At 69.9% G+C, this 12428-nt stretch carries 9 protein-coding genes; 7 read left to right on the plus strand and 2 right to left on the minus strand.

What is annotated here, in order from left to right; all coding sequences use genetic code 11:
• The first annotated feature begins 3 nt into the window (after positions 1-3).
• The 3 genes from ku to DLJ53_RS14365 all read left to right on the plus strand — a co-directional run bounded on the left by ku (position 4) and on the right by DLJ53_RS14365 (position 5124).
• On the plus strand, positions 4-981 hold the full coding sequence (ku, locus tag DLJ53_RS14355) for a non-homologous end joining protein Ku (protein ID WP_111346385.1): 978 nt from the start codon (positions 4-6) through the stop codon (positions 979-981).
• A complete protein-coding gene (ligD, locus tag DLJ53_RS14360) occupies positions 982-3612 on the plus strand; it encodes a DNA ligase D (protein WP_111346387.1) in 2631 nt (876 codons plus the stop codon).
• Positions 3613-3690: 78 nt separating this feature from the next.
• Positions 3691-5124 (plus strand): alpha,alpha-trehalose-phosphate synthase (UDP-forming), encoded by a 1434-nt coding sequence (locus DLJ53_RS14365; protein WP_111346389.1) that lies wholly within the window; start codon positions 3691-3693, stop codon positions 5122-5124.
• A gap of 60 nt (positions 5125-5184) precedes the next feature.
• On the opposite strand, the gene DLJ53_RS14370 is transcribed toward DLJ53_RS14365, so the two are convergent.
• A complete protein-coding gene (locus DLJ53_RS14370; RefSeq protein WP_111346391.1) occupies positions 5185-6549 on the minus strand; it encodes an NAD-dependent succinate-semialdehyde dehydrogenase in 1365 nt (454 codons plus the stop codon).
• Positions 6550-6734: 185 nt separating this feature from the next.
• Between DLJ53_RS14370 and DLJ53_RS14375 the strand changes: the two genes are divergently transcribed.
• From DLJ53_RS14375 to cobO, 4 genes are all read left to right on the plus strand, one after another.
• Entirely contained in the window at positions 6735-7754 is a 1020-nt protein-coding gene (locus DLJ53_RS14375) for a sodium:calcium antiporter (RefSeq protein ID WP_111346393.1), read from the plus strand.
• Positions 7755-8043: 289 nt separating this feature from the next.
• Positions 8044-8868 (plus strand): SDR family NAD(P)-dependent oxidoreductase, encoded by an 825-nt coding sequence (locus DLJ53_RS14380; protein WP_111346395.1) that lies wholly within the window; start codon positions 8044-8046, stop codon positions 8866-8868.
• A gap of 150 nt (positions 8869-9018) precedes the next feature.
• Positions 9019-11166 carry a putative bifunctional diguanylate cyclase/phosphodiesterase gene (locus tag DLJ53_RS14385; protein ID WP_111346397.1) on the plus strand — a complete coding sequence of 716 codons (2148 nt, stop codon included), beginning with the start codon at positions 9019-9021 and terminating at the stop codon, positions 11164-11166.
• 134 nt (positions 11167-11300) lie between these two features.
• Positions 11301-11912, plus strand: a complete 612-nt coding sequence (gene cobO, locus DLJ53_RS14390) for a cob(I)yrinic acid a,c-diamide adenosyltransferase (protein ID WP_111346399.1) — start codon at positions 11301-11303, stop codon at positions 11910-11912.
• Positions 11913-12096: 184 nt separating this feature from the next.
• Here the strand turns inward: cobO and DLJ53_RS14395 are convergent, their stop codons facing one another.
• On the minus strand, positions 12097-12351 hold the full coding sequence (locus DLJ53_RS14395; RefSeq protein WP_111346401.1) for a bacteriocin: 255 nt from the start codon (positions 12349-12351) through the stop codon (positions 12097-12099).
• Between the last annotated feature and the right edge of the window lie 77 nt (positions 12352-12428).

The raw sequence follows: 12428 nt of genomic DNA on the forward strand, positions 1-12428 counted from the left end.
GCGATGGCACCGCGCGCCTACTGGAAGGGTCACATCCGCCTCGCGCTGGTCTCGTTCCCCGTGCGCCTCTACGCGGCCACGACGTCGACCGAGCGCATCTCGCTCCACCGCATCCACAAGGAGACGCACGAGCGCGTGCGCATCCAGAACGTCGTCCCCGACGAGGGGCCGGTCGACCGCGACGACATCGTGATGGGCTACGAGTACGATCGCGACAAGTACGTGCCGGTGACGGAGGAGGAGCTCGACGCCATCGAGGTGGAGTCGAAGCACACGATCGACCTGTCCCGTTTCGTCAGACTCGACGACATCGACCCGATCTATTTCGACAAGCCCTATTTCGTCGCCCCCGACGGCGACATCGCGGCCGAGGCGTTCGTGACCATCCGCGACGCGCTGCGGGCGTCGAAGAAGGTGGCGCTGGGGCAGATCGTGCTCGCCAAGCGCGAGCGCGTCGTCGCCATCCAGCCCTGCGGCGAGGGCATGCTCCTCGAGACGCTGCGCTTTGCCGACGAGGTGCGCGAATCGAACACCTACTTCGAGGACATCGAGGACGTGAGCGTCTCCAGGGATCAGGTGGAGATGGCCGAATCGCTGATCGAGGCGCGCTCGGGCGCGTTCGATCCGAACACCTTCGTCGACCACTACCAGCAGGCGCTGAAGGCGCTGATCGAGTCCAAGCTGAAGGGCAAGAAGGTCGAGCCGCCGAAGCCGGCGAAGGGCAAGGGTTCCAACGTCATCAACCTGATGGACGCGCTGAAGGCGAGCCTCGAGAGCAAGGAGGGTTCGGCAGCGAACTCCAACCGGAAGTCGACGCGCAAGGCGAGCGCCAAGTCCCCGTCGAAAGCCTCCTCCTCGAAGAGCGCGGGCGCGAAATCGTCCAAGGCCGCGTCGGCGTCTTCCGCGGCGAAGGCGTCCGGCACCACGGCGCGCCGGACCACCGGCAAGACCGCCACCACACGGCAGAAGAAGAGCGCGTAGGTGGCCGGGAGCCTGCAGCGCTACCGCGAGAAGCGCGACTTCGCCATCACGCCGGAGCCGCCGCCCGGCGACGCCGCGCCCGCGTCCGGCGTGCTGACCTTCGTGGTGCAGAAGCACGACGCGCGGCGCCTCCACTACGACTTCCGCCTCGAGTTCGACGGTGTCCTGAAATCCTGGGCCGTCACGAAGGGGCCGAGCCGCGATCCGGGACAGAAGCGCCTCGCGGTGGAGACGGAGGACCATCCGCTCGCCTACGGCGGCTTCGAGGGGGCGATCCCCGAGGGCGAATATGGCGGCGGCACCGTCATGCTGTGGGACCGCGGCACCTGGGCGATGGCCGACGGCAAGGACGCCGAGGAGGGACTGAAGGCCGGGTCCCTGACGTTCGACCTCTTCGGCGAACGCCTGAAGGGCCGCTGGCATCTCCAGCGGATGCACGCCGAGAAGGGGCGCCCGCCGCAATGGCTCCTCATCAAGGTCCGCGACGAGGAGGCGGACGAGGATGGCGAGGTCACCGAGGCGTACGACAGGAGCGTCGCCTCCGGCCGCACCATGTCGGCGATCGCGGAGTCCGGCAGCGTGTGGCACTCCGACCGCCCGGCGGACGACCAGCCCGAGGCCGACCTCCCGTCCGGCAAGGGCAAGGCACCGGTCCGTCGCAAGGCGCCGCGGTCGTCCGCGAAAGGCGGGACGGGCGCCGCGTCGTCCGGCGGGGTGCCGGCGTTCGTCGCCCCCGCGCTCTGCGCCACCCGCGCCGCGCCGCCGAAGGGGGACTGGCTCGCCGAGGTGAAGTACGACGGCTATCGGGGCATCCTGCGCGCGGCGGACGGGGCCGTGAGCATCCTCACCCGCAGCCAGCAGGACTGGACGCACCGTTTTCCCACCATCGCCGAGGCCGCGCAGCCGCTCGCCGGGCGCGGCGTCATGCTCGACGGCGAGATCGTCGTCTTCGACGAGGCCGGGCGGACCAGCTTCGGCCAGCTCCAGAAGGCGTTTCGCGCCGCCGGTACGATCCACGCGGCGTACGTCGCCTTCGACCTCCTGTTCCTCGACGGCGAGGACTGGCGCGACCGGCCGATCGAGGAGCGCAAGGCCAGGCTGAAGTCGCTGCTCGCCGGGCGCGACGGGCCGATCCTCTATGGCGACCACGTCGGTCCGGGCAAGCAGGCGGCGCTCTACGAGGAGGCGGAGGCGCAGGGCCTCGAAGGCATCATCGCCAAGCGCGCTGGCAGCCGCTACCGCTCCGGCCGGCACGACGCTTGGGTGAAGGTCCGCGCGGTCCGGACGGCGCCGTTCGTCGTCGGCGGCTACACGGAGGGCGGTTCGGCCGGCCTCGGCGCGCTGCTCCTCGGGGCGTACCGGGACGGCAAGCTGGTCCCGGTGGGGCGCGTCGGCACGGGTTTCCGGCAGGACGAGGCGCGCGCGCTCTTGGCCGCGCTGAAGGAGCGGGAGCGCAAGACGTCGCCCTTTGCGCGCAAGCTCGAAGGCAAGGGGAACCTTTTCGTGCGGCCGGACCTCGTCGCCGAGGTCGGCTATCTCGCGATGACCGACGACGGGCAATTGCGCCACCCGACGTTCGAGGGCCTCATCGACATGGATCCGGCCGAAGTGGGGCTGCCGTCGGACCACCCGGATACCGAGGTGGACCGGTCCGAGGCCGGCGGAGGGGCGGGGCCGGTCAGGGCGAAGGCGGTTGCGGCAAAGGCCGGGGCGGCGAAGGCGAGATCCGCGCCGGCCGCCCGGAAGGCGGGGCGGGCAACCGGGGAGGGGGACGTGGAGACCTACGGCGTCACGCTCAGCCATCCGGAGAAGGTGCTCTTCCCCGAGCAGGCCATCACCAAGGCCGCGCTCGCGGCGCACTACGCGGCCTACATGGACCGGATGCTGCCCCACGTGATCGACCGCCCGCTGACGCTTGTGCGCTGTCCGCAGGGCCGCGCGAAGAAGTGCTTCTTCCAGCGCCATCCGGAGGGCATGCCGGACCGCATGCGCCGCCCCATCGGCGAGGACGACGGCGACGCCATCGTCGTCACCGCGCCCGGGGACATCATGGAGCTCGTCCAGCTCGGCGTCCTGGAGATCCACCTGCGCGGCGCCAGGGCCGACCGGCCCGACCGGCCGGACCGGCTCGTCTTCGACCTCGATCCCGGCGAGGGCGTCGACTTCGAGGCGGTGAAGGACGCCGCCGTCACCGTGCGCGAGGCGCTGGCGGAGCTGGACCTCCTCTCGTTCGTGAAGACGACGGGCGGCAAGGGGCTCCACGTCGTCCTCCCCATCGAGCGGCGCACGCCATGGGACGAGGCGAAGGCGTGGACGCGGGCGCTGGCCGAAAAGCTCGCCGCGGCCGAGCCCGACCGGTTCCTCACCAAGATGGCGAAGGCGCAGCGCAAGGGGCGGATCTTCATCGACTACCTTCGCAACGACACCAAGTCGTCCGCCGTCGCGCCGTACTCGACCCGCTCCCGCGAGGGGGCGCCGTTCGCGCTGCCGGTGAGCTGGGACGATCTCGCCCGGCTCAAAACGTCGCAGCCGGTCCATGTGGGCGAAATCGCGGGGGGCGATCCGTGGGCCGGGATCGACGAAACGCGCCAGAGTCTCACCAGTGCACGGAAAAGCGCCCTCGGAATTTAATGCACATTAAGAAGGCAACCAAAACCTGACTCTGCGCGTTTGGTTTGAAATCAAACAGATACGCGTTGGGCATAAACAATGTTGTGGCTCGACCAGGCGCGGATGGACAAGGCCGCGCAACCCGTGGCTCCCCCCGTCCTCGAGGGGCGTCTCATCGCGGTCTCGAACCGCGTCTCCCGACCCGCGAAGGGAGCGTCGCCGGGCGGTCTCGCCCAGGCTCTCTCGGAAGCGCTGCGAGGCGCGCAAGGCATGTGGATCGGGTGGTCCGGCGATCACGGCGAGTCCGGTGCCGAGCTTGAACTGGAAAAGCACGGCGACATCACCTTCGGCCTCCTCGACATCGAGGCCACCACGTTCCACCGCTACTACGAGGGCTACGCCAACAGCGTCCTGTGGCCGCTTTTCCACAGCCGCGCCGAGCTCGTCGAACGGACGACTGGCGACTTTGCCGCCTACACCGAGGTCAACGCCGCCTTCGCCGACCAGGTGGCTGCCATCGCCCAGCCGAACGACATCATCTGGGTGCACGACTATCATTTCCTGATCCTCGCCGAGGCGCTGCGCGAGCGTGGCGTCGACGGCACGATCGGCCTCTTCCTCCACATCCCGTTCCCGCCGCTGGAGATTTTCCGCCGCCTTCCCGAGGCGCGCACAATCGTGCGCGCGCTCGCGGCCTACGACACCATCGGCGTTCAGACCCGCCGCGACGCCGCCCGCCTCGCCGAGTGCATGGCGGCGATCGGCGAGGGCGCCATCCGCACCGCGCGCGGCGGATTCCGCGTCGACACCTTCGGCGAGACCGTCCACATCGCGGCCAAGCCGATCGGAACGCAGCCGGAGGAGATCCGCGCCAGCCTCGCCAAGCCGCGCCCGCCCGAGGTGGACGCCTACCTCAGGATGACGGCGGACCGCCTGACGCTGATCGGCGTCGACCGGCTGGACTATTCGAAGGGCATTCCCAACCGCCTGCGCGCGTTCGAGCGCTATCTGAGGGCCGATCCGTCTCGCGCCGCGACGACGATCTTCACCCAGATCGCGCCGCTGACGCGCGAGGGCGTCGCGGCCTACGGTGCGGTGCGGCAGGAGGTGGAGCGGCTCGCGGGGCGGATCATCGGCCAGTTCGGTGGTTTCGCGGCGAGCCCGCTGTCGCTGCTGACGCGTCCGGTCGATCGTGTCGGGGTCGCCCATCTCCTCGCCGGGTCGGACGTCGCCATGGTGACGCCGCTGGCGGACGGGATGAACCTCGTCGCCAAGGAGTACGTCGCGGCGCAGGACCCGAACGATCCGGGCGTGCTGATCCTCTCTAGGTACGCCGGTGCGGCGGAGGACATGACGGACGCGCTGATCGTCGATCCGGCCGACATCGAGGGGATGGCCCGGGCGATCGAGGCGGCGCGGCTGATGCCGAAGGGCGAGCGGCGCGAGCGGTACCGGAGCCTGATGGGGGTCGTCGAACGCACCCGCATCGACCGGTGGATCGACGCCTGCATGAAGGACTTCGTCGCCGCCTGACGGGTCCGGCGGGGCTCGAAGGAAAAGGGGCCGGGGAGCGATCCCCGGCCCTTCGCCGTATCAGGCGATGGCGATCGTCTTCACGTTGACGAACTCGCGGATGCCCTGTCCCGCCAGCTCGCGGCCGACGCCGGACTTCTTCACGCCGCCGAAAGGCAGGCGCGGGTCGGAGGCGACCATCGTGTTCACGAACACGCAGCCGGCGTTGAGGTCGCGGCCGAAGCGGGCGATCTCCGCCTCGTCGTTGGTGAAGGCGGCCGAGCCGAGGCCGAAGCGCGTCTCGTTGGCGACGCCGATCGCCTCGTCGATGGAGCCGACCTTGAAGAGCATCGCGGCGGGGCCGAACATCTCCTCGCGGCGCGCCGGGCTCTCGGGCGGCAGGTCGGCGAGCACGGTCGGCTCGTAGAACCAGCCCTTGCCGGAGGCCGCCTTGCCGCCGGTCAGCACCTTGGCGCCTTCCTTGACGGAGGTGTTCACCTGCTCGGCGAGCTCGCCGCGGATCGCCTCGGTCGCGAGGGGGCCGAGCGTGGTCGCCTCGTCCATCGGATCGCCGAGGACGTTGGCCTCCATGCCGGCGACGAACTTCTCGGCGAAGCTGTCGTAGATGTCGGCGTGGACGATGAAGCGCTTCGCCGCGATGCAGGACTGGCCGTTGTTGATCATGCGCGCCGCGACCGCGACCTTCGCCGCCTTCTCGACGTCCGCGGACGGCATCACGACGAACGGGTCCGAGCCGCCGAGCTCCAGCACGACGTGCTTGATCTCCTCGCCGCAGATCTTGCCGACGGACATGCCGGCGGGCTCGGAGCCGGTGAGGGTCGCGGCCTGGATCCGGTCGTCGCGCAGCACGCGCTCGACCTTGGAGCCGCCGATGAGGAGCGTCTGGAAGATCCCCTTCGGATAGCCGGCCTCCTTGAACATGTCCTCGATGGCGAGCGCCACCTGCGGCACGTTAGAGGCGTGCTTCAGGAGCCCGACGTTGCCGGCCGCCGTCGCCGGCGCGGCGAAGCGGAAGACCTGCCAGTAAGGGAAGTTCCAGGGCATCACCGCCAGCACCGGGCCGAGCGGCTGGTAGCTCACCCAGCTCTTCGAGGCGTTGGACGAGATCATCTCGTCGGCAAGGTAATCGGACGCCTTCTCGGCGTAGTGGCGGCACACGAAGGCGCACTTCTCCACCTCGGCGCGGGCGGAGGCGATGGTCTTGCCCATCTCGAGGGTGGCGAGGCGGGCGAGCTCGTCGCGGTCGCGGTCGAGGATGTCGGCGACCTTGTTGAGCATGGCCTGCCGCTCGGCGATGGGGACGAGGCGCCAGTCGGCGAATGCCGCGTCGGCGGCCGCGATCCTGGCGTCGACGTCGGCGTCGCTGTGCGCGTCGAACGTCTTCAGCGTTTCGCCGGTCGCGGGGTTGATGGTGGCGATCGCCATGGGGCCTCCGTCATATGGGGCTCGACCGGGTTCTGACCGGACCATCGCGCGATGGCGCCGGCCGGATCGAGCGTCGTTGCGTTTCGTTGCCGCACCTATACCGGCGCGGAGGGGTCTTGGGGGGATCTGCCCGCCAAATTGATTAAGGCAAGGGAACAGCGACCCAAGCTCACGCTTCCTACTCCATGTTGGAATTGTCCGTCACGACGGCGTGCGTCGTCTTTGCCGTTTCCGCTGCTGTCATTGCCGTCGCGGGTTCGTACCTTTCCAGGATCGCCGACAGACTGGCCGACCGGACCCGCCTCGGGGAGGCCGTCGCCGGGGCGGTGCTCCTCGGCGCGACGACGTCGATCCCCGGCACGGTGACGTCGGTGGTGGCCGCCGCCGACGGCAACGTCGACCTCGCCGCCTCGAACGCGCTGGGCGGGATTGCGGCGCAGACCGCCTTCCTCGCCATTGCGGACATGGTCTACCGCCGCGCCAACCTGGAGCATGCCGCAGCTTCCGCCGCCAACCTCACACAGTCGACGCTCCTCATCCTGATGCTCGCGATCCCCCTCGTCGCCGTCCACACACCGGCGGTGACGGTGCTCGGCGTCCACCCGGCGACGGTGGTGCTGCTGTTCGCCTACGTCGCCGGCCTCAGGATGGCGGGGCGCGACCGGGACAATCCCATGTGGCAGCCGATCGTGACGCGCCACACCCGGCGGGACGAGCCGGAGGACGACGGCGACCACCGCCCGCTCTGGCAGCTCTTCGCCGTCTTCGCGGCGCTGGCGGCGACGATCGGCGGCGCGGGGATGATGGTGGCGCGGACCGGCATCGTCATCGCCGAGCGGACGGGCCTCGGCGAGACGGTGGTGGGCACGCTGCTGACAGCGACCGCGACGTCGCTGCCCGAGCTCGTCACCACGGTCGCCGCGGTGCGCCAGGGGGCGCTGCAGCTCGCGGTCGGCGGGATCATCGGCGGCAACGTCTTCGACGTCCTGTTCCTGTCGGCGGCCGATGTCGCCTACCGCGACGGGTCGATCTACCACGCGATCGGCGCGGGGAGCCTCTTCTGGGCCATGGTGGGCCTGGTGATGACGGCGGTTCTGCTGCTCGGCCTCATCCGCCGGGAAGAGCACGGCGTGGCCAACATCGGCTTCGAGAGCGCGTTGCTGCTTTTGATCTATGCCGGGGCGGTGGCGCTCATGGTACTGTAAGCCACATCTTTGACATTAAGACGGCTTTAGAACTTGACCGCGTTCACGCTGTACGCTCACGGTGGCGTGAACATTCCGATGGAGACTCCGAGCCGGGTCATCGGCTCCGCCGGCGCAGGAGGTGCCGCCGCCCACGTCTCCGTTCCGGCCAACGATCTCCGTCTTTTGAACATGTGAGAGGAACTGTCGCCGTCGTGCTTGCCTATTCTTGCTATTCTCGGTTCGTTTCGGGCCACACCTCCATGGACATCTTTGCGCCGGGTCTGTCGGACCTTGTGGAGGCGACGGCATGATCGGCAACGGGGCCCTGCACATCCGCCCGGGTGTGCTGCCGCGCACCGCGCTCGTGACCGGCGGGGCAGGGGTTCTCGGCTTCGCCGTCGCACGGCGGCTCGCCGCGGACGGCAACCGCGTCGCCATCATCGACATCGGCAAGGACACGCCCGAGCGCGCGGGCGAGCTGCCGGAGGGGATCGGCATCACCTGCGACGTCGCCAACACGGTGGAGCTGGTCGACGCCTACCGCCGCGTGCGCGACGAGATGGGCCCGGTGGGGATCGTCGTCCACTGCGCCGGGATCGCGCCGATCGCGCCGTTCCTCGACATGGACCTCGCCTCGTTCGCCAAGTCGTTCGAGGTCAACGTCGTGGGCGGGTTCACCGTCTTCCAGCTCGCCGCGCGCGACCTCGTCAACGAGGGCCTGTCGGGCCGCTTCATCATGATCGCGTCCATCGCCGGGATGCGCGCCGGGTTCGGCCGCACCGCGTACGGCACCTCCAAGGCCGCCGGCATCCACCTCATGAAGCAGCTCGCGCTGGAGCTTGGGCCGTACGGGATCACCGCCAACGCGGTCTCGCCCGGCCCGGTCGACACGCCGATGTCCCGCGATTCCCACACCGCCGAGATGCGTGCCGACTATGCCCGCACGATCCCGATGGCGCGGTACGGGGAGGAGGACGAGACCGCCAACGCCGTATCGTTCTTCGCCAGCCCCGACGCCGGCTACGTCAGCGGGCAGACCCTGTCCGTCGACGGCGGCTATCTCGCCTCGGGCACCGGCGTTCCGATCGCCCAATCCGCCGCAGCGGTCCGCCGCGCGCCGCCCCGGACCTGACCGCACCGGGGGCCGGCGACCCCCGGGCCGCCACGGACGGGCCCCTCGCACCGGAGGGTGATGCCGGCGGGTGAGCCGGGCCGACGCAAGCCCGAGGTCTGCGAGCCTGCGTACCTTTCCCCGGACTGTTGAGCCACCGGGGCGGGTGACATGTTGAAGTACTTCAACGCGGCGCTGACGAAGCTGGGCCGTGCCCAGCCCTTCGATCACCTCGCCGGGATGGCTCAGCTCGCCCTCGATTCCGGTCCCGTCGCCCTCGTCGATCTCGCCCCCGCGCCGACGGTCATCGGCTGCAGCGACGATGCGGTGTCGATCTGCGAGCAGGTGGTGCGCATGGCGTGCGACGTCGACACGGTGGAGGTCGGCGACCTCGATGGCGTCGGCCTGCCCCTCACCGGCGCCGCGCTGCCGTTCGAGCCGCCGTGGAACGCGGTCCTGGTGCTGCCCATGGTCGGCGGCGGGCGGCGCCTCGCCTTCCTCGTCTTCGTGCCGCCGTCGGGGCTGGAGGCGCGCCGGGTGGCGCATTTCGTGACGGCGGCCCGGCGCCAGGTGGCGGAGAACGCGCTGACCCAGCGCTACCGCTCCGACCTCAAGCGCTACATCATGATGTTCGACCACCTGGAGCGGACCGCCAACATCGGCGTCTGGGAGTGCGATCTCGTCTCCGGGGCGATGTTCTGGTCGGACGAGATGTTCCGCATCCACGACCGCTCGCCGGGCGAGCCGATGCCCAGCGTCAGCGACGCGCTGAACTACTTCATCGCCCCCTACAACAAGCAGCTCGAGAAGCTGCTCCTGTCGGCGGCCGTGACGTCCGACCCGCTCGACGTGACGATGCCGATCCGCACTGCCTCGGGCCGCAAGCGGACCGTGCGCGTCATCGCCCAGCGCCAGCACGCCGACGACGACGGGACGGACCGGCTCGCCGGTGTCCTGCAGGACGTCACCGCCGCGCACGAGGCCAACGAGCGGCTCTGGTGGACCGCGAACCACGACGCGCTGACGCGCCTTCCCAACCGGGCCCTGTTCGCCGACCGGTTCCGCACCGCGCTCGACCGGCGCCGGCGCACGAAGCACGACGTCTGCCTCGTGCTGGTGGACGTCGACGACTTCAAGCAGGTCAACGACACGCTGGGTCATGCCGCCGGCGACCGCCTCCTGTGCCTCGTCGCCGAGCGCCTCCGGAAGACGGTGCGCACCAACGACACCGTGGCGCGCACCGGCGGCGACGAGTTCTCCATCCTGCTGGAGGACCTCGAGTCACCCGGCGCGCTCGACGCGGTGCTGGAGCGGATCCGCTCCAACCTCGACATCCATCTCGGCTGGGACGAGCAGACGGTGCTGGTCAACCTCTCGGCCGGGGCGGCGGTGGCGCCGGAGCACGGCGACAACGAGCACGACCTGACGTGCGCGGCGGACCTCGCCCTCTACCGCATGAAGGAGCAGCGGCGGTCGGCCCTCGCGCTCTACGACCCGAGCTTCGGCCAGGCGCAGCAGGAGCGGGCGCAGCTCATGGTGGCGGCCCGCAAGGCCCTCCGGGACGGCGCGATCGTCCCGCACTATCAGCCGCAGGTCGACATCGCGAGCGGGCGCATCGTCGGGGTCGAGGCGCTGGCGCGGTGGATCGACGGGGACGAGGTGCGCACGGCGACGGAATTCTCCTGCGCCCTCGACGACCACGAGCTCGGCGCCCAGATCGGCCTTGCGGTGGTGGACCGGGCGATCGTCGAGATCGCGCAGATCAACCGCGGCAGGGAGCGCAAGCTCGCCCTCGCCGTCAACGCGTCCGCCGGCGAGCTGCTGCGCGACAGCTTCCTGAAGCGGATCGGCAGCCGCGTCGAGGCGGTCGGCCGCGACGCCGCGCCGATCACCATCGAGATCACGGAAGGCGTGGTCTTCGACGACCCGCACGGCCGCCTCGCGCAGGAGATCCACGAGGCCAACAGGAAGGGGATCAATTTCTCGCTGGACGACTTCGGCTCGGGCGTCGCCTCGCTCCTGCACATCTCGACGTTGCCGATTTCCGAGCTGAAGGTCGACCGCCGGTTCGTCATCAACGTCGAGCACGACCTCGCCAAGCAGAAGGTGCTGCGCGGCATCATCGAGGTGGCGCGCACGCTCGGCCTGCGGCTCATCGTGGAGGGGGCGGAGACGGCGGAGCAGGTCCGTCTCATCACCGAGCTCGGCGGCCGGTACATCCAGGGCCACTACTACTCCAGGGCGATCCCCTTCGAGGCGCTGCAGCGTCTGCTCGCCGAGGAGGACGCGGGGATGCCCCTCAGCGTGGCCGCCGGCTGAGCGCCAGGCCGCCGACGGAAAGGTTCGCCGTCCGAACGGGACGCCGGGCGTCCGGGGCGGCGAGACCTCGCAACTGCGGCGGGTCTTCGGTTAGTGTGCCGCCGAGCCGGCACGTTCGCCGGACGGAGCACGCCATGGACGAAATCGACCTCGACGCCCGTCACGCGGAAAAGATGCGCAAGAAGAAGGAAGCGCGCGACAAGATCCTCGCCTCCAAGACGATCGAGAAGGGTCTCCTCATCGTCCACACCGGCAAGGGCAAGGGGAAGTCGACCGCGGCGTTCGGGATGGTCATGCGGGGCGTCGGCCACGGCATGAAGGTGGGCGTCGTCCAGTTCATCAAGGGCCGCATCGAGACCGGCGAGAAGGCCGTGCTCGACCGCTTCGCCGACCTCGTCACCGTCAGGCGCATGGGCGAGGGGTTCACCTGGGAGACGCAGGACCGCCAGCGCGACATCGCCGCGGCGAAGGCCGCGTGGGAGATCGCCAAGGAGATGATCACGTCCGGCGAGTTCCGCATGGTGCTGCTGGACGAGCTGAATATCGTCCTGCGCTACGACTACATCGACCTCGCCGAGGTCGTGGCGTTCCTGCGGGACGAGAAGCCGGACGACGTCCACGTCATCATCACCGGCCGCAACGCGAAGGACGAGCTGATCGAGATCGCCGACCTCGTCACCGAGATGACGCAGGTGAAGCACCCCTTCCGGTCCGGCGTGAAGCCGCAACAGGGGATCGAGTTCTAGCGCGAGCGTGCCGCTCCGGGCGATTCGAGCGCGGGCATCGGCCGCACGAGGGTCTGTGCCGCACGCCGGGTTCGTCCGGCCGCGCGGGCAGCAGCGTGGGTCGGGGGTCGTCGGGGACGGCCGCGCCATCGGCGATTGCGACGACGGGACGGTCTCACGCGGCCCCGATCACCCGTTCAGACGGTCAGGGGCACTGCACCGGCTGGTTGTACTGGTTCACGCAGCGGGGCGTCGTCGCCGCGCCGAGCACGGCACCGCCCGCGCCGCCGATCACCGAACCGGCGACCACGCCACCGGCGCTCGCACCGGTCAGCGCCGCGACGCCCGCACCGGTCGCCGCGCCGAGAGCGCCGCCCACCAGCGCACGGTCACCCGTGTTGTTGGCATTGCACCCTGCCAGGCCGGCGGCCAGGGCCACCGCAATAAGGATCTTTTTCATGCTCCACTCCAAGCTGATCCGCCAGAATCCGAACGCCTTGCGGCACTCTCGAGTAATGTGCCGACGGATGAATGGGA

The organism is Acuticoccus sediminis (genome assembly GCF_003258595.1).
Classification (GTDB): Bacteria; Pseudomonadota; Alphaproteobacteria; order Rhizobiales; family Amorphaceae; genus Acuticoccus; species Acuticoccus sediminis.

What these genes read in the sequence shown, in the direction of transcription:
- ku (WP_111346385.1), top strand. Translation starts at nt 4, where the DNA reads ATGGCACCGCGCGCCTACTGGAAGGGTCACATCCGCCTCGCGCTGGTC.
- DLJ53_RS14370 (WP_111346391.1), bottom strand. Translation starts at nt 6,549, where the DNA reads ATGGCGATCGCCACCATCAACCCCGCGACCGGCGAAACGCTGAAGACG.
- DLJ53_RS14365 (WP_111346389.1), top strand. Translation starts at nt 3,691, where the DNA reads ATGTTGTGGCTCGACCAGGCGCGGATGGACAAGGCCGCGCAACCCGTG.
- DLJ53_RS14395 (WP_111346401.1), bottom strand. Translation starts at nt 12,351, where the DNA reads ATGAAAAAGATCCTTATTGCGGTGGCCCTGGCCGCCGGCCTGGCAGGG.
- cobO (WP_111346399.1), top strand. Translation starts at nt 11,301, where the DNA reads ATGGACGAAATCGACCTCGACGCCCGTCACGCGGAAAAGATGCGCAAG.
- DLJ53_RS14380 (WP_111346395.1), top strand. Translation starts at nt 8,044, where the DNA reads ATGATCGGCAACGGGGCCCTGCACATCCGCCCGGGTGTGCTGCCGCGC.
- DLJ53_RS14375 (WP_111346393.1), top strand. Translation starts at nt 6,735, where the DNA reads ATGTTGGAATTGTCCGTCACGACGGCGTGCGTCGTCTTTGCCGTTTCC.
- DLJ53_RS14385 (WP_111346397.1), top strand. Translation starts at nt 9,019, where the DNA reads ATGTTGAAGTACTTCAACGCGGCGCTGACGAAGCTGGGCCGTGCCCAG.